A 22137-nucleotide genomic window follows, 5' to 3' on the forward strand; every position below is an offset into this window, starting at 1 on the left:
ATCGGCTGGTTCTCGGTGAAGTCTAGACCGACCGCCCCTTGGACGACAGGTCGAAGATCTAAACTGGCCAACCAGTTGTTTGATACCCGCTTATAGTGAGTCGCCATGTCCGAACCGTCTGCCAATGGGATGACCCGCCGCGAGGAGTTGTTGACCGTCGCGACAAAGCTGTTCGCGGCGCGGGGCTACCACGGCACCCGGATGGACGACGTGGCCGACGCGGTCGGGCTGAACAAGGCGACCGTGTACCACTACTACGCGAGCAAGTCGCTGATCCTCTACGACATCTACAAGGGCGCGGCCGACTTCACGGTCGATGCGTTGCATGACGACCCGACGGCATCGGCGCGCGAGACCATCTACCACTTCACGCGCAGGCTGCTCGTCGGCATCGCGGGCAACATCGAACGCGCAGCCGTGTATTTCCAGGAGGGCCCCTACATCACCGAGTGGTTCACCGAGGAACAGGTCGCCTACATCCGCGAGAAGGAGACCCAGGTCTACGAGCATGTGCGCGACGTCATCGACCGGGGCATCGCCAGCGGCGAGTTCTACGACTGCGACTCGCATGTGCTGGCGCTCGGCTACATCGGGATGACGCTGGGCGCCTACCGCTGGCTGCGGCCGCAGGGCAGGCGCACTGCGCAGGAGATCGCGCAGGAATTCAGCACCGCGTTGTTGCGCGGCCTGATTCGCGACGAGACGACGCGGGTCTCCTCGCCGCTGGGCATCGACGTCGAAACCACTGCGCGGTCGACCTAGAGGGAAGATGGACACGTGAAGTCCACCCTGCTGTCCCGTCGCGATCTCGACTTTCTGCTCTACGAATGGCTGCGCATCGACGAGCTGACCAAACGCGAGCGCTTTGCCGAGCACTCCCGCGAGACCTTCGACGGTGTTCTCGATCTGTGCGAGCAGTTGGCCACTCGCTACTTCGCGCCGCACAACAAGAAGAGCGACGCCAATGAGCCGCAGTTCGACGGCAACAAGGTCACCCTCATCGATGACGTCAAGCAGGCGTGGGACGCGTTCGCCGCAGCCGACCTCATTGCGATGTCGATGGACCAACAACTCGGTGGCGCGCAACTGCCCGCGACCGTCGCCGAGGCGGGCTTCGCCTGGTTCTCCGCGGCCAACGTCAGCACCACCGGCTACCTGATGCTGACCATGGCCAACGCCAACCTGCTGGCGAAGTTCGGTACCGACGAGCAGATCGAGGCGTTCCTCAAACCGATGCTCGCCGGACGGTTCTCCGGCACGATGGCCCTGTCCGAGACACAGGCCGGCTCGTCGCTGGCCGACATCCTGACTCGCGCCGAACCGCAGGACGACGGCACGTATCGAGTGTTCGGATCCAAGATGTGGATCTCCGGCGCCGAGCACGAGCTGACCGACAACATCATCAACCTGGTGCTTGCCAAGATCCCCGGGGGGCCACCGGGGACCAAGGGCATCTCGTTGTTCATCGTGCCGAAGTTCCTGGTCAACGACGACGGATCCATCGGTGAGCGCAACGGGGTGGTGCTCGCCGGGCTGAACCACAAGATGGGCCAGCGCGGCATCACCAATACCGTGTTGAGTTTCGAGGGTGCGGTCGGCTATCTGGTCGGTGAGCCGCACCGCGGCCTGGCGTACATGTTCACGATGATGAACGAGGCGCGCCTCGGCGTCGGCATGGGCGCCGTCTCGCTCGGCTATACCGGCTACCTCAAGTCGCTGGAGTATGCGCGCGAACGTCCGCAGGGTCGCCCAGTGCTGGCCAAGGATCCGTCGACGCCGCAGGTGCCGATCATCGAACACGCCGACGTCAAGCGAATGCTGTTGGCGCAGAAGGCTTATGTCGAGGGCGGGATGGCGCTGCTGCTGTACTGCGCCAAGCTCGTCGACCTCGCTCACAGTGCCGAGTCGGACGACGAACGGGATTCGCTCGGGCTGTTGCTCGACATCCTGACGCCGGTCGGCAAGAGCTGGCCGTCGCAGTGGTGCCTAGAGGCCAACAGCCTGGCCATCCAGGTCCACGGCGGATACGGCTACACCCGCGAGTACGACGTCGAGCAGCACTACCGCGACAACCGGCTCAACCCCATCCATGAGGGCACGCACGGCATCCAGAGCCTGGATCTGTTGGGCCGCAAGGTAACTCAGCGTGGGGGCGCCAGCCTGGCCGCGCTCGGAGAGGCCATCGCCGCGACGATCGCGACCGCGAACGCCGCGGGCGGTGACGCAGCCTCGGCCGCCGCCGAGCTGGATACGACCTGGCAGCGTCTCGTCAGCGTGACCACCGGGATGTTCGGCTCCGGCGAGCTTGATGCCGCACTGGCCAACAGCGCCGTCTACCTCGAGGCCTTCGGGCACATCGTCGTCGCATGGATGTGGCTGGAACAGCTCCTGGCCGCCAACGGCCGCGCCGGGGATTTCTACGACGGCAAGCGGCAGGCGGCGCAGTACTTCTTCCGCTACGAGCTGCCGAAGACGGCGCCGCAACTGGACCTGCTGGAAAGCCTGGACCGCACCACATTGGAAATGCGCGACGCCTGGTTCTGATGCGCAAAAGGTATCGACCCATGCGATATCAGGCTTGGACAGGTATCGGTGCCGCTCTTTAGTTTATGAGTGACGGCCGCCACATCGGCGCCCCCTCATCATCCGATACACAGGAGTGAACGCGCATGGTGATCACCAACGCCTTCCGCCGCCAACGCCTCGGCGCAGCACTCGCGGCGGCCGCCGCCGCAGGACTGGTCCTGACCGCCTGCGGTGGAGTACAGACCAGCACCGGTTCCGGCAGCGGCAACGGCAACTATCCGTCCGGCACGGTCGAGATGTACGTCGGGGCTTCGCCCGGTGGGTCGAGCGACCTGATCAGTCGCGCCGTGTCCAAGGGCCTGTCCGACAACCTGCATGCCTCCTTCCCCGTGATCAACCGCGAGGGCGCCAACGGTGCGCTCGCCGCGGCCGAGGTGTCCAAGGCCAAGCCGGACGGCTCGACGATCGCGATCCAGAACGCATCACTGTTCACGATCACCCCGCTGGCCGTCAGCCCCGACGAGGTCACCAAGATCGACGACTTCGACGTCGTGTACGGGGTCTCCCGCGACGACTACGTGCTCGTCACCAATCCCGCCAGCGGCTACAAGACGCTCAAGGATCTCGAGGACAGCAAGCGCGTCGTCCGGTACGGCACCACCGGCGTCGGCACCGGCGCGCAGTTGGCCGCGGCCCTGCTGTTCAAGTCCACCGACGTGGCATCGCAGCCGGTGCCGTTCGACGGCGGCGCGCCGGCGCTGACCGCCCTGTTGGGTAACCAGATCGACGTGGCCTCGCTGCAGGTCGGTGAGGCCATCGAGAACATCAAGTCCGGAAAGCTGGTGCCGCTCAGCGTCTTTGGGCCATCCCGGATCCCCTATCTGCCCGACGTGCCGACCGCCAAGGAGCAGGGCCTGAACGTCGAGGTGACGCAGTACCGGTTCATGACCGTGCCGAAGGGCACCCCACAAGAGGTGAAGGACAAACTCACCGAAGGCCTGAAGGCGACCTTCACGACCGACGCCTACAAGTCGTTCAACGAGCAGAACAGCCTGACGCCGCTGGAGGAGCCCGGCGATCAGGTGCTCGCCCAGTTGCAGTCCGACACCAAGCGATATGCCGACCTGGTCAAGCAGTACGGGATCAATCTGCGTGACAAGGCATGACGGCATGAGCCAACACGACATCCTCGCCGAGATCGAAGCCGAGGTCGCCCACGAGTTGGAGGACGAACGGCCGCCAGCCGGTGGGCCCGCCTACCAAACGGTCGGCGCAATCGTGGGTCTCGTCATCGGCGTCGGCGCCGCGATACTGGCTTACGGCTACGGGCTGGGCACTCTGCGTCAGCCGGGACCCGGCCTGTGGCCCTTCGTCGTCAGCGTGGTGATCGTCGTGTTGTCGGTCCTCCTACTAGTCGTCGGCCGCGGCCTGGACGACAGCGAGAAGTTCACCCGCAGTAGTGCGCTCGCCGCGGTCGGCGCCATCACCTTTGTCGCATTCGGTCTGCTGATGCCGCTCACCGGATTCGAGATTCCCGCCGTCTTGCTGTGCATCGTCTGGTTGCGCTTCCTCGGCGGCGAGAGCTGGCGCAACACCGTGGTGATCAGCGTGCTGACGACCGTGGTGTTCTACTTCCTGTTCCTCTACGGCCTGCGGATCCCGCTGCCCCATCTGATCGCCCTGTAGAAAGCCATGGACCTCAACGCATTTCTGGATGGATTCGCGCTCGTCGTCGAGCCGAAGAACCTGCTGTACTGCCTGATCGGTGTGCTGATCGGCATGGTGATCGGCGTGCTGCCCGGGCTCGGACCCGCGGCCACGATCGCGATCCTGCTGCCGATCACCTACAGCATCAACCCGGTATCGGCGATCATCATGCTCGCCGGCATCTACTACGGCGCCCAATACGGCGGCACCATCACCTCGGTGTTGTTGCGACTGCCCGGTGAGGCGTCGTCGGTGGTCACCGTCTTCGACGGTTTCGCCCTGGCCAAACAGGGCAAAGCCGGAACCGCGTTGGGCATCGCAGCCATCGGTTCCTTTGTGGGAGCGACGATCTCGATCATCGGGCTGACACTGCTCGCGCCGGTGGTCGCCGACATCGCCCTTGACTTCGGGCCACCCGAATACGCCGCACTTGCCCTGTTGGGCGTGCTGCTCATCGCGACCATCGGCAACGGCAACATGTTGAAGTCGTTGATCGCCGCGGCCATCGGGCTGCTGCTGGCCACCGTCGGTCGCGACAGCTTCAGCGGCGCATCCCGATTCACGTTCGACAGCCTGCAACTCGCCGACGGCATCGACTTCGTTGTCGTGGCGATGGGCCTGTTCGGTGTGGGCGAGATTCTGTACAACCTCGAGCAGCGGCACGGCAAGCCGCACGTGCCCGCCAAGGTCGCCAATGTGTGGCCGTCGCGCAAGGACCTGCGTCAGTCCTCGGGCGCCATCGGCCGTGGCTCCTTGATCGGTTTCGTGCTCGGTGTGCTGCCCGGTGGTGGCGCGGTGCTCGCGTCGCTGGTCGCCTACGCCGCGGAGAAGCGGCGCTCCAAGACGCCGGAGCGGTTCGGCCGCGGTGCCGTCGAGGGCGTGGCGGCGCCGGAGACCGCCAACAACGCGGCGGCCACGTCGTCGTTCATTCCGCTGCTGACCATCGGCATCCCCGCCAACGCGTCGATGGCGATGTTGTTCGGCGCGCTGCTGATCCTCGGCATCGCGCCAGGGCCGCAGTTGGTCGACGAGCATCCGGATCTGTTCTGGGGCGTCATCAACTCGATGTACATCGGCAACGTCCTGCTGCTGATCCTGTCGATTCCGTTGGTGGGCTTGTTCGTTCGCATCCTGCGCGTGCGGCCCGCGATACTGGCACCCATCACCGCGCTGATCACGATCCTCGGCGTCTACACGATCAACAACTCGGTGTTCGACATCTTCCTGATGATCGGCTTCGGCATCGTCGGCTACCTGATGAAGAAGGCGGGCTTCGACCCCGGCCCGATGGTGCTGGCCTTCGTCCTCGGCTCGCTGGTCGAATCGAGCGCGCGGCGGTCGATGCTGATCTTCGGCGGCGACCCGACTGGCTTCTTCACCAGGCCGCTGTCAGGAAGCATCCTGGCGATTTTCGTCGTGGTGGCGCTGCTACCGGTGGTCCGGCATTTCTGGCGCCGCAAGTCAGCCCGCGTCCAGACGGCGCCGGGTGTTGCCGAGGTGGACCCGCATCGCGGCCCTGGCGGTGTCGGGGTCGCGGGCGATGACGGCGGCAGCGACGTCGTCGTGCTCCCTGCGGACACGCTCGACGTGGCCGGCGTCGGTGAGCGAGTACGCGTCGCCAAGTCGGGTGCGGGCCAACATGATCATCATCGGACCGAGTGAGTCGAGCAGGTCGAGGTAGAACCGGTTGGCACTGGCCGCCGCGACCGCGCGGTGAAACCGGAAGTCGGCCTCGACCTGATCCTCCGGCGCTGCGGCGACGAACTCGTCGAGCGCTGTGCGGATCGCCTCGGCGCCTGCCTTGTCGACGCGTGCTGCCGCCAAAGCGGCCGCCTCGCTTTCGATACCGAGCCGGAAGTCGAGCATGTCGAGCACGTCGTGGTGCGTCCGGATCGCCGCGGACTCCACGGAGAACGACGTCGGCTCCGGCATCGCCAGCACGAAAGAGCCTCGGCCCTGGAAGGTTTCGACGAGACCCTCGGCGCGCAACCGCGTCACCGCCTCGCGGACGACGGTGCGGGACACGCCGTACTCGTCGATGAGCTCGGCCTCCGAGGGCAGCTTGTGCCCGGGGGGCAGGTCGCCGGCCAGGATCTTGTCCTTGAGCCCGGCGACGACCCGCTGCGCCAAAGTCGTTGTCATCGGCACATCATCTCGTGCCGAACTCCGCGCTCTCCTTGGTAAGGGCTCGCATCTGGTCGCTGAGCGTGACGCCGAGGCCCGGCCGCTCGGGCACCCAGATCCGGCCGTCGCGAATCTCCATGCGCTCGTTGAAGAGTGGATCGAGCCATTCGAAGTGCTCGACCCATGGCTCGGTGGGATACGTCGCGGCGAGGTGCAGATGAATTTCCATCGCATAGTGCGGTGCGAGCGCAAGGCCGGCATGCGCGGCCAGCGTCGCGAACTTCAGGAACGGCGTGATCCCGCCGATCCGCGGCGCATCCGGCTGAACGATGCCGCGGTAGCCCGCGTCGAGCAGCGCCATGTGTTCGCCGACCGAGGTCAGCATCTCGCCCGTCGCGATCGGGGTGTCGAATGTGTGGCTGAGGTCGGCGTGCCCCGCGGCGTCCCATGCGTCCAGCGGCTCCTCGATCCACACCAGGTCGAACGCCTCGAGCTCGCGGCACATCCGCCTGGCCCTTGCCCTGTCCCACTGCTGATTGGCGTCCACCATGAACGGTGTCGCTCCGAGATGCTCGCGCAGCGCGGCCACGCGGTGCAGATCCGTCTTCCAATCCGGCTGTCCCACTTTGATTTTGATGCCGCCGATGCCGGAGGCCAGCGATGCGGTGGCCTTGTCCTTGATCTCCTCGATCGAGGCTTGCAAGAAGCCGCCGGAGGTGTTGTAGACAGGGCACGAGTCACGTTGCGCGCCAATCAGTTTGGTCAGCGGCAGGCCTGCGCGGCGCGCCTTGAGGTCCCACAGCGCGACGTCGAGCGCGGCGATCGCCTGGGTGGCCACTCCGGACCGGCCGACCGATGCGCCCGCCCACAGCAGTGACTGGTAGATCCGGTCGATGTCGGACGGGTCCTGCCCGAGCGCGACATCGGCGATCTCATGCAGGTGCGCGTACTGGGCCGGACCGCCTGCGCGCTTGGAGTACGAGAAGCCCATGCCCTCGTGGCCCTGTTCGGTGACGATCTCGACGAACAACAGCACCGTCTCGGTCAGGGGTTTCTGCCGTCCGGTCAGCACCTTCGCGTCGCTGACCGGTGTTTCCAGCGGCAGCACGACGTGGGAGAGCTTGAGGTGGCTGATGCGGTCGGACATCGAACTCCTGACATCTATGTATGACAAGTAACCAACTCATCATACAAGTTCGGCGCTGGTGTTTGAACCCCCCGGCGCAGTGGGAAGCCGTCCGCGGGTATGCCTACGACACTTCAAGACCTCACCCATTGGCTCCTGACCAAGGGCCTGCACATCGTCCTCGTCGTGCTGTTCGCGATGATTGTGACGCGAGTCATCCGATGGGTCGCCGAACGGATCAGCAGGCGTCTCACCAAGGGGGACCAGCGCGACGCCACCGTGCGGTCGGAGACCGTCAAGCACGGTCAGGCCGTCGCCTCGGTGATCTCATCGGTGGCGATCGCGCTGCTCTACACGGTTGTCGCCGTCGACATCGCCAATCAGCTTGGCCTGCCGCTTGGTTCGCTGGTGGCGCCTGCCGCCGTGCTCGGTGCCGCCCTGGGTTTTGGTGCGCAGCGCATCGTCCAGGATCTGCTCAGCGGGTTCTTCCTGATCACCGAGAAGCAGTACGGCTTCGGTGACCTGGTCGAGCTCAGCGTCACTGCGGGGGGATCGGCGGTCGGCACTGTGGAAGACGTCACACTGCGTGTCACCAAACTGCGCACCAGCGACGGCGAGATGTACACGGTGCCCAACGGCCAGATCGTGAAATCGCTGAACATGTCGAAGGATTGGGCACGCGCGGTGGTCGATGTGCCGGTGCCGACGTCGGCCGACCTCAACCAGGTGAACGACGTGCTCGGCGGCGTCGCGAAGGCCGCGATGCAGAACGACGGCCTACCCGAGTTGCTGCTTGACGAACCGTCGCTGATGGGCGTCGAGAGCATCGAGGTCGACACCGTGAATCTGCGGATGGTCGCGCGCACGCTGCCGGGTAAGCAGTTCGAGGTCGGCCGCAAGTTGCGTGCGCTCATCGTCGCGTCCTTCCGCCGCAACGGCATCGCGACGTCGGGTGCGGTGACTAGTCAAAACTGATCAGCTGGCGCACGGCGTGCCCGTCGGCGAGCTGGTCCATGCCCTCGTTGATCTGCTGAAGGGCGATCGTCGACGACACGAGCTTCTCGACAGGCAGCCGGCCTGCCCGCCAGAGCCCGACGAAGTGCGGAATGTCGTTCGCCGGCACGGCCGAGCCGAGATAGCTGCCGATCAACGAGCGACCTTCGGCGACAAAACCCAACGGCGACACCGTGATTCGCGCATCCGGCGGGGGCAGGCCGACAGTGACCGTGCGACCGCCAGGCGCCGTCAGGTCGATCGCTGTCTGCAGCGCGAGTGGATGACCGGCTGCCTCGATGACCACCGCTGCCTTCAGCCCGCGCTCGCGCGCTTCGTCCGGGGTGTAGGCCTCGTGCGCGCCCATGGTCCGGGCGAGGGCGAGCTTGTCGGCCAACTGGTCGACGCCGATCACCCGGACGTCCTCGAGCGCCAGCCCGGTGATCACCGCGGCCATGCCCACCCCGCCGAGGCCGACGACGATCACCGTCTGGCCGGGCTGCGGCTGCCCGGCGTTGATCACGGCGCCGCCGCCGGTGAGGACCGCGCAGCCGAGCAACGACGCGACCTCGGGCGGCACGTCAGCCGGCACCGGCACCACCGAGCGACGGTCGACGACGGCGTGGGTCGCGAAGCCGGAAACCCCGAGGTGGTGGTGGACGGGCCGGCCGTCGCGCGAGAGCCTGCGCGCTCCACTCATCAGCGTGCCTGCGCCGTTCGCGACGCTGCCTGGTTCGCACGGCGTGAGTCCGTTGGTGGCGCAGGCCGAACACTGGCCGCACCGCGGCAGGAACGTCATCACCACGCGCTGCCCGACCGGCATGTCGCCGACAGCCGACCCGGCCTCCTCGACGATTCCCGCCGCCTCGTGCCCGAGCAGCATCGGGACGGGCCGCACCCGGTTGCCGTCGACCACCGAGAGGTCGGAATGACAGAGCCCGGCCGCTTCGATGCGGACCAGAAGCTCGGAATCCCCCGGCGGCGCGAGGTCGAGGTCGCCGACGGACAGCGGTCGGGATTCGGAGTAGGGCCGCGCCCGACCGATCTCTTCCAGCACTGCGCCGCGGATCCTCATGAGGTCCAGCCTGCCAAGGCTGCGACACTGCTGCCATGACAAGCGAGCAATCGCTCACCAGCCGGGATTTTCCCGTGCACTGGCCGGTACTGACCAGATGGACCGACAACGACATGTTCGGTCACCTCAACAACGCGGTGTATTACGAACTGTTCGACACCGCGATCAACGGCTGGATCAACACGACGTGCGGGCTTGATCCGTTGACGACACCGTGGCTGGGGGTGGTGGCCGAGTCGGGGTGCAAATACTTCGCAGAGTTGAAGTTTCCCGACCCGCTGGTGGTCGGCTTGGCTGTCGCGCGGCTCGGCAACAGCAGCGTCACGTATCGGTTGGCGCTCTTCCAGGCCGACCAGCCACTGGCGGCGGTAGGGCATTGGGTGCACGTGTACGTCGACCGCGAGAGCCGACGTCCGGTGCCGATCCCGGGGCCGATCCGGTCGCTGCTCGAGTCGATATGCTCGCCGGATGCCGCTCGTAAGCAAGACAGTTGAGGTTGCCGCGCCCGCGGAGAAGATCATGGCGATCGTCGCCGACTTCGAGTCGTACCCGGAGTGGAACGAGGAGATAAAGGGCTGCTGGGTGCTGGCCAAGTATGACGACGGCAGGCCGAGCCAGCTGCGACTCGACGTCGTGGTGCAGGGCCAGTCCGGCACCTTCATCACCGCGGTCTACTACCCGGCCGAGAACCAGATCTACACCGTGCTGCAGCAGGGCGAGTTCTTCGAGAAGCAGGAGCAGCGGTTCTCGGTGGTGCCGATGGGCCCCACCTCACTGCTGACCGTCGACTTCGACGTCGAGACCAAGCTGCCGATCCCGAAGTCGATGGTGAAGAAGGCGATCGGCGACACGCTCGACTATCTGGCAGAGAACCTCAAGACCCGCGCTGAGCAGCTGGCCGCCGACAAATAGCCGCGTTCGAAACTCGTTCGCAGAAAAGTGTGGGAGCCGAGGTGGCTCCCCGCTCCTACAGGTGAACGCGTCCCAAATCGGGCCGCGACAACCTGAAGGAGATTTCGATGAACACCAACCGCACGAAAACGCCCATGCGGCGTCAGATCACTGCCGGCGTCTTGCTTGCCGGCGCCATCGCCGCCGGGGGACTGGGTGCAGCGGCTACCGCGGGCGCTCGGCCACCCATCAACCCGGTGCCCGTGCCTGTGCAGCCACGTCCGGCCGGCGGCATGCTGGTCGCCTCGATTGCCTATTCGCCGGAGACGGGCGTCTGGGCCGCTTGGACCAATGCGCCGTCACCGCAGAACGCCGACTTCGCCGCACTGAACTTGTGCCAGGACCGCGACGGTACGCACTGCTTTATCACCCAGCGTGTCGGCAACAACTACAACCAGAACCAATGCGTCGCCCTTGCCGTCGACGCTGTCGACTGGACGCACTGGCACACCGGGGTCGCTCCGACCGTGGTCAGCGCCGAGACGGCGGCCCTGCAGGGCCCCAACAGCCGTATCGCCACGGTGGCCTGCACGACCACTAACGGCAGCCCCGTTGGCACGAGCGGACACGTCGATCGGCCGCAGTGGTCATAGGTCGTCGATCAGCTCCACAACCCGATCTCGTCGAGCCGGTTCACCAAACGCTGGGCGGCGTCGGTGAACTCACCTGAGGTGAGCCGCACGACGGTGTCGACGTCGCGCCTGCGTAACGCCGCGATCAGTTCCCGGTGGCCTGCCACCGCCGCGGCTCCCCACGCCGGCTCGCTCGCATAGATCTGTCCAGGGATATAGCGCGCGACGTGCAACAGGAACCAGGCCAGCTTGATTCGGTCCGTCGTCCGGTTGAACGCCCGGTGGAACGTGAACTCGGCCGCGACAATCTCCTCGGGGTCGCCGCGGTCGACGGCCGCGGCGAGCACCTCGTTGAGCCCTTCCAGCTCATCGATCTGCGCGTCGGTTATCCGTTCGGCCGCCGTCGCCGCCAACTCCTTGGCAATGGTGGCCTGCAACCAGAAGATGTCCTCGATATCACTGCGGGTCAGCGGAACCACCACATGTCCGCGGTGCGGTTCGAGCTGAACCATGCCTTCGCCGCGCAGCGTGCGCAGCGCCTCGCGCACGGGTGTGATGCTGACGCCGAGCGCAGCGGCGGTTTCGTCGAGCCGGATGAAGGTCCCCGGCCGCAGCGTGCCGGTCATGATGTCGGTGCGCAGACGGGCCGCGACCTCGTCGGAGAGCTGCTCGCGACGCACCGCCCGGCGCCGCTGTGAACGGTGCCTGGCGGGTGCGTTCATGACTGTCTCCGGTTGTCTCGCGGTGGGGTTGTCCCCGCGGCGTCGAGGTCTTAGTGTGACCACGGCAACACAATGTTTGATCAAATATCAACGCCGCGCAACCCGCCGCCCGAGGGAGCACTCGCTGTTGACCGCTGAGCCGTCACCGACAGACCAGCCGTATCTGGCGCGTCGGCAGAACTGGACGAACCAGCTCGCCAGGCACGCGTTGATGCAGCCCGACGCCACGGCACTGCGATTCCTCGGTCACACGACGACCTGGGGTGAGCTCGACCGCAGGGTGACGGCGCTGGCAGGTGCGCTGAGCAGGCGTGGAGTCGGTTTCGGCGACCGCGTGCTGATCCTGATGCTCAACCGCACCGAGTTCGTCGAGTCGTTCCTGGCCGCCAACAAGCTGGGTGCCATCGCCGTACCCGTGAACTTCCGGATGACGCCGCCGGAGATCGCGTTCCTGGTCAGCGACTGCCAGGCCCGCGTCGTGATCACCGAGACGGTGCTGGCCAACGTGGCCACCGCCGTTCGCGACCTCGACCCGACGCTGCAGACCGTGATCGTCGCCGGTGGCGCCACCGACGACTCGGTGATCGGGTACGACGACGTGATCGCAGAACAAGGGGACCCGGCCCTGGTAGTCGACATCCCCAACGACTCGCCCGCGCTGATCATGTACACGTCGGGCACCACCGGCAGGCCCAAGGGCGCGGTGCTCACCCACACCAACATCGCGGGTCAGGCGATGACCAACCTGTTCACCATCGCCGCCGACGTCAACAACGACGTCGGCTTCATCGGGGTGCCGCTGTTCCACATCGCGGGCATCGGCAACACGATCACCCCGCTGCAGCTCGGGCTGCCGACCGTCATCTATCCGCTCGGTGCATTCGATCCGGCCCACCTGCTCGACGTCCTCGAGTCCGAGCAGGTGACCACGATGTTCCTGGTGCCCGCACAGTGGCAGGCGGTGGTTGCCGAGCAGCGGGCCAACCCGCGAAAGCTGGCGCTCCGGGTGCTGTCGTGGGGCGCCGCACCGGCGTCGGACACGCTGCTGCGCGAGATGGCCGAGACCTTCCCAGGTACTCAGATCTACGCCGCATTCGGGCAGACCGAGATGTCGCCGGTGACGTGTATGTTGTTGGCGCAGGACGCAATTCGCAAACTCGGCTCGGTCGGCAAGGTGATCCCGACGGTGGCCGCGCGCGTCGTCGACGAGAACATGAACGACGTCCCCGTCGGCCAGGTCGGCGAAATCGTCTATCGCGCACCGACGCTGATGGCCGGCTATTGGAACAACCCGAAAGCCACCGCCGAGGCATTCGAAGGCGGCTGGTTCCATTCCGGCGACCTGGTCCGCCAGGACGACGAGGGTTATGTCTGGGTCGTCGACCGCAAGAAGGACATGATCATCTCCGGCGGCGAGAACATCTACTGCGCCGAGGTCGAAAACGCACTGGCGGCCCACCCCGCCATCGTGGAGGTGGCTGTGATCGGGCGTCCCGACGAGAAGTGGGGCGAGGTTCCCGTCGCCGTCCTCGCCCTTGCCGCCACGCATTCCGATCTTGGACTGGCTGACCTCGACGAATTCCTCACCGAAAGGCTGGCGCGATACAAGCATCCGAAGGCGCTGCAGATCGTCGACGCCCTCCCGCGCAACCCCGCTGGCAAAGTCCTGAAAACGGAACTGCGAGCGCGTTTCGGCGTGGCAAATTTCATTGACGCTGGCGAAAGTTCCACTCCGCCAACGGTTTCTGCTGCGGCGCAAGACATTTAACGAACGGGGGAGGCTTTGCTAACGGTTACGGGCACAATCCTGCCGATGCGGTGCACGCGCAGTACAGCATCGGGTACAGTCCTGTGGTCCGTCTTACTACTTGCGAGTAGGGAGACGGATGTCACACACACGGGGTTGGGGCAAGGAGGGTGCGTGCGACACGGGCTGCCGCTGCGCCACGGCCGGCACGGTTTCGTGGTGGGAGCGACCTGGTGACGGCGTCGACCGGCATGGTCGGCTATGTGCGCGAACAGACCAGACCTGCCCTGCAGGCTGTCGGCGGTTTCACGCGTATGTGCGTGCTAACCGGGAGGGCGCTGTTCCGGCCATTCCAGTGGCGCGAGTTCATCCTTCAGAGCTGGTTCTTGTTTCGGGTGTCGTTCCTGCCGACCCTGGCGGTGTCCGCGCCGCTGACCGTGCTGTTGATCTTCCTGTTGAACATCCTGCTCGCCGAGTTCGGCGCCGCCGACGTGTCCGGAGCGGGTGCGGCAATCGGCGCCGTCACCCAGTTGGGCCCACTGGTCACCGTGCTGGTGGTGGCCGGCGCCGGATCGACAGCCATCTGCGCAGACCTCGGCGCACGCACCATTCGTGAAGAGATCGACGCGCTCGAGGTGCTCGGCATCGATCCGATCCACCGCCTCGTAGTTCCCCGCGTGGTGGCTTCGACGTTCGTCGCGCTGCTTCTCAACGGCGCGGTGATCACCATCGGGCTCGTCGGCGGCTTCGTCTTCGGCGTGTATCTGCAGAACGTGTCGGCGGGCGCCTACGTCTCGACGCTGACACTGATCACGGGCCTGCCCGAAGTGCTGATCTCGGTCGTCAAGGCCACGGTCTTCGGACTGATCGCCGGCCTGGTCGGCTGCTACCGCGGGCTCACCGTCTCCGGTGGCGCCAAGGGCGTCGGAACCGCGGTCAACGAGACGCTGGTGCTGTGCGTCATCGCGCTGTTCGCCGTCAACGTGGTGCTGACCACGATCGGCGTCCGGTTCGGAACGGGGCGTTGACATGAGTACCGGCGCCGTTCTTCGGTCACGATTTCCGCGGGGAACCGCGCGCGCTGAAAAAGTCGCAGGCGCGCCAGTGCGCTTCCTCGACAGTGTCGGCCACGTCGCGTGGTTCATCGTCACCGCGCTGGGCGCAACCGGGCATGCCCTGCGTTATTACCGCAAGGAGACGCTGCGGCTGATCGCCGAGATCGGCATGGGCACTGGCGCAATGGCCGTCATCGGCGGTACCGCGGCGATCGTCGGCTTCGTCAGCTTGTCAGGATCGTCACTGGTAGCCATCCAGGGCTTCGCGTCGCTCGGCAATATCGGTGTCGAGGCGTTCACCGGATTCTTCGCCGCAATGATCAACGTGCGATCCGCGGCTCCGCTGGTGTCCGGCGTCGCGTTGGCCGCGGTCGTCGGCGCAGGTGCGACGGCCGAATTGGGCGCCATGCGGATCAGCGAGGAGATCGATGCCCTCGAGGTGATGGGCATCAAGTCGATCTCCTACCTGGTATCGACCCGGATCATGGCCGGCTTCGTGGTGATCATCCCGCTCTACGCGATGGCGATGATCCTGTCGTTCCTCTCCGGTCAAGTGACCACCACGTTGTTCTACGGTCAGTCGACCGGCACCTATGACCACTACTTCCGCACGTTCCTGCGGCCCGAGGACGTGTTCTGGTCCTTCATGGACGCGATCATCATCTCCGTGATCGTCATGCTCAACCACTGCTACTACGGCTATTTCGCCAGCGGTGGCCCGGTTGGCGTCGGCGAGGCGGTGGGTCGGGCCATGCGGGCGTCGCTGGTGGCGGTGGCGTTGGTGGTGCTGTTCGTCGCGTTGGCGCTCTACGGCGTCGACCCCAACTTCAACTTGACGGTGTAGCCGATGACCGCACCCGTGAACAAGTCCCGCACACCGCCGTACAAAGTGGCGGGCGCGATCTTGACGCTGCTGGTCGTCATCGCGATGGTCCTGGTCTTCCTCCAGTTCCGCGGCACCTTCCTCGACCGCGAGGATCTGACGATGATGGCGGCGCGAGCCGGCCTTTCGATGGATCCCGGCGCCAAGGTGACCTACAACGGTGTGGAGATCGGCAGGGTCGGCCAGGTTGACCAGGTCGACGTCGGCGGCGAGCCCAAGGCGAAGATCACGCTGAAGGTAGACCGCCAGTATCTGCACCTGATTCCGAAGAATGTCAATGCCGACATCACTGCGACCACGGTGTTCGGCAACAAGTACATATCCTTCACGTCGCCGAAAAACCCTACGCCGCAACGTATTTCGCCGTCCGATGTGATCGATGCGACGTCGGTGACGACCGAGTTCAACACCTTGTTCGAGACGGTCGTCGACGTGGCCCAGCAAGTCGACCCGATCAAGTTGAACCAGACATTGAGCGCCACAGCCGAAGCACTCAACGGGCTGGGTGATCGGTTCGGCCAGTCGATCGTGCACGGCAACGAGATCCTCGACGACGTCAATCCGCTGATGCCCCAGATCCGCCGGGACAACAAGTTGCTCGCCGACCTGGGTGACGTGTACGCCAACGCGGCGCCCGACCTGTTCGACGGCCTGGAGAACGCCGTCACCACCGCGCGCACGCTCAATGAGCAGCAGGGCAACATCGACCAGGCGCTGATGGCGGCTGTCGGGTTCGGCAACACCGGCGGCGACATCTTCGAACGCAGCGGGCCCTACCTGGTCCGTGGCACTGCTGACCTGGTGCCCACCTCACAGCTGCTCGACACATACAGTCCTGCGCTGTTCTGCACTATCCGCAACTTCCACGACGTGGAGCCCAAGGTCGCGGCGTCATTGGGTGGCAATGGATATTCGCTCCGGACCACCAGTGAGCTGATCGGCCCGGGCAACCCCTACGTCTATCCGGACAATCTGCCGCGGGTGAACGCCAAGGGTGGCCCGGAGGGTAGGCCCGGCTGCTGGCAGCCGATCACGCGCGATCTGTGGCCCGCGCCGTACCTGGTGATGGACACCGGTGCCTCGATTGCGCCGTACAACCACCTGGAACTGGCCTCGCCGTTCGGCTGCGCCGGCCTGCCGCCGTGCATCATTCCGCTGCTTCCTGCGCCGATTCCGATCATCGCTCCTGGGATCGAATACGTCTGGGGGCGTCAGTTCGGGGAGAACACGATCAACCCATGAAAATCACCGGTACTGCTGTAAAGCTCGGCATCTTCTCGCTGGTGCTGCTGCTTTTCACCGCGATGATCATCGTGGTGTTCGGTCAGATGCGGTTCGACCGCACCACCGGATACACGGCTGTCTTCTCCAACGTCAGCGGCCTTCGGGCCGGGCAGTTCGTCCGAGCTTCCGGCGTCGAGGTCGGCAAGGTCTCCAAAATCGAACTGATGGACGGTGGCGCGCAGGCGAAGGTGCACTTCACCGTCGATCGCTCACTGCAACTGTTCGACGGGACCACGGCGTCCGTCCGGTACCTGAACCTGATCGGCGACCGGTATATGGAGCTCAAGCGCGGCGACAGCAACAAGCGCCTGCCGGCCGGCGGCACCATCCCGATCGAGCGAACCCAGCCCGCGCTTGATCTGGACGCGTTGATCGGCGGCTTCCGTCCGGTGTTCCGGGCACTGGACCCCGCCAAGGTGAACAACATCGCCCAGTCGATCATCACGGTGTTCCAGGGCCAGGGGGGCACCATCAACGACATCCTGGACCAGACCGCATCGCTGACATCTGCGCTGGCCGATCGGGACCAAGCCATCGGCGAGGTGATCCGCAATCTGAACACCGTGCTCGACACGACCGTCAAGCACCAGCAGCAGTTCGACGAGACTGTCCAGAATTTCGAGAAGCTCATCACCGGTCTGAAGAATCGCAAGGACCCGATAGCCAGTTCGGTGGCGGATATCAGCGACGCTGCCGGCACGATCGGGGACCTGCTCGCCGACAACCGGCCGCTGCTGCAAAGCACGATCACCTATCTCGAGGGAGTCCAGCAGCCGCTGGTGGATCAGAAGGACCAGCTCAACGACATCCTGGTCAGGCTGCCGACGGCGTTCAACATCATCGGGCGCGCCGGTGGTATCTACGGCGACTTCTTCAACTTCTATGCCTGCGATATCACGCTGAAGACGTTCGGGCTGCAGCCCGGCGGTCCGGTTCGCACTGTCAAACTCACCAGTCAGCCGTCGGGTAGGTGCACGCCGCAATGAGGACACTCGAGGGGTCGGACCGCATCAGAAACGGGATGATGGGCATTCTCATCCTGATTCTGGTGCTCGGCGTCGGCCAGAGCTTCGCGAGCGTTCCGATGCTCTTCGCGACACCCACCTATTACGCACAGTTCTCCGACACCGGTGGCATCGGCACCGGTGACAAGGTGCGCATTGCCGGCGTCGACGTCGGTCAAGTCCGGTCGATGCGAATCGACGGGGACAAAGTGGTGATCGGCTACTCGCTGCAGGGCACTCAGATCGGCACCGCGAGTCGCGCATCGATCCGCACCGACACGATCCTGGGTCGGCGCAACATGGAGATCGAACCGCGCGGCAAAGATCCGTTGCGCGCCAACGGGGTTCTGCCGTTGGGTCAGACCACCACTCCCTACCAGATCTACGACGCATTCTTCGACGTGACCAAGGCGGCCTCCGGCTGGGACACCCAGACGGTGAAGCGGTCGCTGAATGTGTTGTCCGAGACCATCGATCAGACGTATCCGCATCTGTCTGCGGCGCTCGACGGGGTGGCGCGGTTCTCCGACACCATCGGCAAGCGCGACGACGAGGTCAAGCAACTGCTCGCCAACGCCAACAAGATCGCGGGCGTCCTCGGCAACCGCAGCGCGCAGATCAACCAACTGTTCGTCAACGCCCAGTCGCTGTTGGCGGCGATCAATGAACGTAACTACCAAGTCAGCATGCTGCTCGAAAGGGTCGGAGAGTTCTCCGAACAGGTGAAGGGCTTCATCGACGACAACCCGAACCTCAACCACGTGCTCGAGCAGTTGCGCACCATCAGCGACACGCTGAAGGACCGCAAGTTCGATCTGATGCAGACGCTGACCACCGTAGCGAAATTCGTTGCGTCCCTTGGTGAAGCGGTCGCGTCCGGTCCGTTCTTCAAAGTCTTCTTGGCGAATCTGCTGCCTTACCAAATCCTGCAGCCGTTCGTCGACGCCGCGTTCAAGAAGCGCGGTATCGACCCCGAGAAGTTCTGGGGCGATGCTGGCCTGCCGGCTTTCCGGTTCCCCGATCCGAACGGCCAGCGCTTCCCGAACGGCGCGCCTGCGCCCGCGCCGACGGTGCTGGAAGGCACGCCGGAACACCCCGGCCCCGGCGTCCTGAAGGGCTCGCCGTGCTCGTACACGCCTGGCGTACCCGAGGGCCTGCCGCGGCCAGGCGATCCGCTGCCGTGCGCCGGCCTGACGACTGGTCCGTTCGGCGGCCCCGAATACGGACCGCCCGACGTCGCGACCTCCAATCCGAACCCCAACGGTCCGGGATTCACGCCCGGCGTGCCTGCGGCCGCCATACCGGGTCAGTTGCCCCCCGACATGCCCGGCGCTCCCGTTCCGCTGCCGCCTGCGCCGCCAGGCGCACGTACCGTGCCGGTGGGTCCGCTGCCTCCGGAGGGACCGGACTTCACGCCCGGCATCGCCCCACTCCCGCCGGCGTTGAACGGACCGCCACCGCCGCCGGGGCCCGGCCCCGACGCCGGGCCGGCGGGCACGCCGCCGCTGCCCGGCAATCCGCCGTACCTCCCGCCCGGATCGCAGGAGGGCTGAGATAGATGTCGACAGTCTTCAACATCCGAAACATCAAGACCGGCAACATCTCTCGGGGTGCGCTGATCATCGGTGCGCTGATCGTGGTTCTCGCTGTGGTAGCTGCCATCGTCGGCTACAACGTGTACAAGCGGCTGACCACCAACACCGTCGTCGCCTATTTCCCGGAGACTTTGGCGCTGTATCCGGGCGACAAAGTGAACATCATGGGCATCAAGGTCGGCGCGATCGACAAGATCGAACCGGCAGGCGACAAGATGAAGGTGACCTTCTCTTACGAGAACAAGTACAAGGTCCCGGCCAACGCCACCGCGTCGATCCTGAACCCCAGCCTCGTGGCGTCGCGCAATATCCAGCTGTCGCCGCCGTACACCGGTGGCCCCGTGATGGAAGACAACGCGGTCATTCCGATCGACCGGACGCAGGTGCCAGTCGAATACGACGAGCTTCGCGACTCGATCAACCGGATCCTGACCGAACTCGGTCCGACGAAGGACCAGCCGAAGGGGCCCTTCGGCGACATCATCGAATCGGCCGCGAATGGCTTCGCGGGCAAGGGTGAGCAGCTCAACAAGACGCTGAAAGGACTGTCGGAGGCGCTCTACACCCTCAACGAGGGCCGCGGCGACTTCTTCAGCGTGATCAAGAGCCTGGCCCTGTTCGTCAACGCGTTGTACAAGAGCGATCAGCAGTTCGTCGCATTGAACGACGATCTCGCTCAGTTCACCAACGCGTTCACCAACACCGATCGCGAAGTGGCCAACGCGCTGCAGGACCTCAACCAGTTGTTGACGACGACCCGTCAGTTCATCAACAAGAACGGCGAGGTGCTGACCCACGACGTCAACAACTTGGCCGACGTGACCAATGCGATCCTGCAACCGGACCCGCTCAACGGTCTGGAAACAGCCCTGCACGTGTTCCCGACGCTCGGCGCGAACCTGATGAACATCGTGTCCCCGGTGACCGGCGGCGTCATGGGCTTGCCGGCGATCGCCAACTTCGCCAACCCAATGCAGTTTGTGTGCAGCGCAATTCAGGCAGGCAGCCGGTTGGGTTACCAGGAATCCGCCGAACTGTGTGCCCAGTACCTGGCGCCCATCCTCGACGCGATCAAGTTCAACTTCCCCCCGATCGGTATCAATCAGTTCAACACCGCGATGACGCTGCCCAAGGAGGTCGCGTACTCAGAGCCGCGTCTGCACCCGCCGGGGGGCTACAAGGACACCACGGTGCCCGGCGTCTTTTCCCGCGATACCTTGTTCTCGCACGGAAACCACGAGCCGGGCTGGGTCGCCGCCCCCGGCATGCAGGGTGTCGACGTGCAACCGTTCACCTCCAACATGCTGACGCCGGAGTGCCTCGCAGAACTGATGGGTGGACCCGACTGCGTGATCCCCGGTGCTCCACCGGCCTTCGGGGCGCCACCAGGGGGCAACCTGCCCGGCCCGCCGGACGCCTACAACGAGAACAGCCCGCTGCCGCCCCCGTGGTATCCGCAGCCTGGGCCACCGCCTGCCCCGGCACCAGGGGTGATACCCGGTGACCCCGGTGGGTCGCCGCTGTCCGCGCCCGCTGTTGGGCCAGGCCCAGGCCCAGGTCCCGCCGCTCCGGCCGGGCCGCCGCCTGCCGGCCCGCCACTACCCGCTGAGGCAGGTCAATAGATGACTGCACGTAGATGGAGCAGGATCGCCCAGCGCAGCGTCGCGCTGGCTGCGGTCGCATTGGTACTGAGCGCGTGCGGGTCGTGGAAGGGCATCGCCAACGTGCCGCTGCCCGGCGGACCGGGCACCGGCGACAAGAAGACGACGATCTACGTGCAGATGCCGGATACGTTGGCGCTCAACGTCAACAGCCGGGTACGCGTGGCCGACGTGTATGTCGGCCGGGTGCGGAAGATCGAGCTGAAGAACTGGGTTGCGACGCTGACCCTGGACCTGCAACCCGACGTGAAGCTCCCGAAGAACACGCTGGCCAAGATCGGCCAGACCAGCCTGCTGGGCAGTCAGCACGTGCAGCTCGATCCGCCGCCGGACCCTCAGGGTGAGCTGAAGAACGGCGACACCATCCCGCTGCAGAACAGCTCGGCTTTCCCCACGACCGAGCGGGTGCTGGCCAGCATCGCGACCATCCTGCGTGGTGGCGGCGTCCAGAACCTCGAAACGATCCAGACCGAGGTCAACAACCTGCTCACGGGCCGGGCCGATCAGATCCGGGAATTCCTCAACAAGTTGGACACCTTCACCGACCAACTGAATCAGCAGCGCCAGGACATCACGAGGGCCATCGATTCGACCAATCGGCTGTTGACGATCGTGGGTCAACGCAATGAGACGCTCGATCGGGTGCTCACCGAATTCCCGCCGCTGATCAAGCATTTCGCCGACACCCGCGATCTGTTCGCGGATGCGGTGGAGGCGCTCGGCAGGATCAGCAGGGCCGCCGACAATGCTCTGGCTCCGTCCAGCGACAACCTGCACACCAACCTGCAGAACCTCCAGCGGCCACTCAAGCAGCTCGGCCGGGCGTCGCCTTATCTGATTGGTGCGCTGAAGCTGATGCTCACCGCGCCGTTCTCCATCGAGAACGTGCCGAAGGTGGTCCGTGGCGACTTCCTCAACGTGTCGTTGATGGTCGACCTGACTCTGTCGGGACTGGACAACGGGTTCTTGTCGGGTACCGGTATCTCGGGCATGCTGCGCGCACTCGAGCAGAGCTGGGGCCGCGACCCGGAGACGATGATCCCCGATGTGCGGTTCACCCCGAATCCGCATGACGCGCCGAACGGTCCGCTGGTCGAAAGGGGTGAGTGAGC

The 22137-nt window shown here is 65.3% G+C and carries 20 protein-coding genes; 16 read left to right on the plus strand and 4 right to left on the minus strand.

The window, feature by feature from the left end:
- Window positions 1-105 precede the first annotated feature (105 nt).
- The 4 genes from J3E61_RS09995 (at window position 106) to J3E61_RS10010 (ending at window position 4212) form a co-directional block, all read left to right on the plus strand.
- Window positions 106-762 carry a TetR family transcriptional regulator gene (locus J3E61_RS09995; protein ID WP_210083439.1) on the plus strand — a complete coding sequence of 219 codons (657 nt, stop codon included), beginning with the start codon at window positions 106-108 and terminating at the stop codon, window positions 760-762.
- A gap of 15 nt (window positions 763-777) precedes the next feature.
- The gene (locus J3E61_RS10000) at window positions 778-2544 is read left to right on the plus strand and encodes an acyl-CoA dehydrogenase (RefSeq protein WP_210083440.1); all 1767 of its coding nucleotides are present in this window, start codon (window positions 778-780) and stop codon (window positions 2542-2544) included.
- A gap of 128 nt (window positions 2545-2672) precedes the next feature.
- Entirely contained in the window at window positions 2673-3692 is a 1020-nt protein-coding gene (locus J3E61_RS10005) for a tripartite tricarboxylate transporter substrate binding protein (RefSeq protein WP_192725274.1), read from the plus strand.
- Window positions 3693-3696: 4 nt separating this feature from the next.
- The gene (locus J3E61_RS10010) at window positions 3697-4212 is read left to right on the plus strand and encodes a tripartite tricarboxylate transporter TctB family protein (protein WP_192725054.1); all 516 of its coding nucleotides are present in this window, start codon (window positions 3697-3699) and stop codon (window positions 4210-4212) included.
- 1482 nt (window positions 4213-5694) lie between these two features.
- On the opposite strand, the gene J3E61_RS10015 is transcribed toward J3E61_RS10010, so the two are convergent.
- The gene (locus J3E61_RS10015) at window positions 5695-6375 is read right to left on the minus strand and encodes a FadR family transcriptional regulator (protein WP_210083441.1); all 681 of its coding nucleotides are present in this window, start codon (window positions 6373-6375) and stop codon (window positions 5695-5697) included.
- Window positions 6376-6382: 7 nt separating this feature from the next.
- On the minus strand, window positions 6383-7504 hold the full coding sequence (locus tag J3E61_RS10020) for a mandelate racemase/muconate lactonizing enzyme family protein (RefSeq protein ID WP_210083442.1): 1122 nt from the start codon (window positions 7502-7504) through the stop codon (window positions 6383-6385).
- Window positions 7505-7603: 99 nt separating this feature from the next.
- On the opposite strand from J3E61_RS10020, the gene J3E61_RS10025 reads away from it, so the two are divergent.
- Window positions 7604-8458: a mechanosensitive ion channel gene (locus J3E61_RS10025; RefSeq protein ID WP_192725057.1), complete on the plus strand. Its 855-nt coding sequence runs from the start codon at window positions 7604-7606 to the stop codon at window positions 8456-8458.
- Here J3E61_RS10025 and J3E61_RS10030 read toward each other — a convergent pair.
- On the minus strand, window positions 8445-9551 hold the full coding sequence (locus tag J3E61_RS10030; RefSeq protein ID WP_210083443.1) for an alcohol dehydrogenase catalytic domain-containing protein: 1107 nt from the start codon (window positions 9549-9551) through the stop codon (window positions 8445-8447). The genes J3E61_RS10025 and J3E61_RS10030 overlap by 14 nt on opposite strands.
- 35 nt (window positions 9552-9586) lie before the next feature.
- On the opposite strand from J3E61_RS10030, the gene J3E61_RS10035 reads away from it, so the two are divergent.
- The 3 genes from J3E61_RS10035 to J3E61_RS10045 all read left to right on the plus strand — a co-directional run bounded on the left by J3E61_RS10035 (window position 9587) and on the right by J3E61_RS10045 (window position 11095).
- Window positions 9587-10045 carry an acyl-CoA thioesterase gene (locus tag J3E61_RS10035; protein WP_210083444.1) on the plus strand — a complete coding sequence of 153 codons (459 nt, stop codon included), beginning with the start codon at window positions 9587-9589 and terminating at the stop codon, window positions 10043-10045.
- Window positions 10020-10463 (plus strand): SRPBCC family protein, encoded by a 444-nt coding sequence (locus J3E61_RS10040; protein ID WP_210083445.1) that lies wholly within the window; start codon window positions 10020-10022, stop codon window positions 10461-10463. The genes J3E61_RS10035 and J3E61_RS10040 overlap by 26 nt, the downstream gene beginning before the upstream one ends.
- 107 nt (window positions 10464-10570) lie before the next feature.
- Complete coding sequence (locus J3E61_RS10045; protein WP_210083446.1) at window positions 10571-11095, plus strand: DUF4189 domain-containing protein; 525 nt, start codon at window positions 10571-10573, stop codon at window positions 11093-11095.
- A gap of 8 nt (window positions 11096-11103) precedes the next feature.
- Here J3E61_RS10045 and J3E61_RS10050 read toward each other — a convergent pair whose 3' ends face one another.
- Window positions 11104-11796 carry a GntR family transcriptional regulator gene (locus J3E61_RS10050; protein WP_210083447.1) on the minus strand — a complete coding sequence of 231 codons (693 nt, stop codon included), beginning with the start codon at window positions 11794-11796 and terminating at the stop codon, window positions 11104-11106.
- Between the two features lie 127 nt (window positions 11797-11923).
- On the opposite strand from J3E61_RS10050, the gene fadD5 reads away from it, so the two are divergent.
- The 8 genes from fadD5 to J3E61_RS10090 all read left to right on the plus strand — a co-directional run bounded on the left by fadD5 (window position 11924) and on the right by J3E61_RS10090 (window position 22135).
- A complete protein-coding gene (fadD5, locus tag J3E61_RS10055; RefSeq protein ID WP_210083448.1) occupies window positions 11924-13564 on the plus strand; it encodes a fatty-acid--CoA ligase FadD5 in 1641 nt (546 codons plus the stop codon).
- A gap of 212 nt (window positions 13565-13776) precedes the next feature.
- Window positions 13777-14571 (plus strand): ABC transporter permease, encoded by a 795-nt coding sequence (locus J3E61_RS10060; RefSeq protein WP_192725064.1) that lies wholly within the window; start codon window positions 13777-13779, stop codon window positions 14569-14571.
- 1 nt (window position 14572) lies between these two features.
- Window positions 14573-15442, plus strand: a complete 870-nt coding sequence (locus J3E61_RS10065; RefSeq protein WP_192725065.1) for an ABC transporter permease — start codon at window positions 14573-14575, stop codon at window positions 15440-15442.
- A 3-nt stretch (window positions 15443-15445) separates the two neighbouring features.
- The gene (locus J3E61_RS10070) at window positions 15446-16723 is read left to right on the plus strand and encodes an MCE family protein (protein ID WP_192725066.1); all 1278 of its coding nucleotides are present in this window, start codon (window positions 15446-15448) and stop codon (window positions 16721-16723) included.
- The gene (locus J3E61_RS10075) at window positions 16720-17751 is read left to right on the plus strand and encodes an MCE family protein (protein ID WP_192725067.1); all 1032 of its coding nucleotides are present in this window, start codon (window positions 16720-16722) and stop codon (window positions 17749-17751) included. The genes J3E61_RS10070 and J3E61_RS10075 overlap by 4 nt, the downstream gene beginning before the upstream one ends.
- Complete coding sequence (locus tag J3E61_RS10080; RefSeq protein ID WP_192725068.1) at window positions 17748-19322, plus strand: MCE family protein; 1575 nt, start codon at window positions 17748-17750, stop codon at window positions 19320-19322. Before J3E61_RS10075 ends, J3E61_RS10080 begins: the two co-directional genes overlap by 4 nt.
- A gap of 5 nt (window positions 19323-19327) precedes the next feature.
- Window positions 19328-20986 (plus strand): MCE family protein, encoded by a 1659-nt coding sequence (locus J3E61_RS10085; protein ID WP_192725069.1) that lies wholly within the window; start codon window positions 19328-19330, stop codon window positions 20984-20986.
- Entirely contained in the window at window positions 20987-22135 is a 1149-nt protein-coding gene (locus J3E61_RS10090; RefSeq protein WP_210083449.1) for a virulence factor Mce family protein, read from the plus strand.
- Window positions 22136-22137 lie beyond the last annotated feature (2 nt).

The sequence above is a fragment of the Mycobacterium sp. OAE908 genome (assembly GCF_017872775.1).
In the GTDB taxonomy this organism is placed as follows: Bacteria; Actinomycetota; Actinomycetes; order Mycobacteriales; family Mycobacteriaceae; genus Mycobacterium.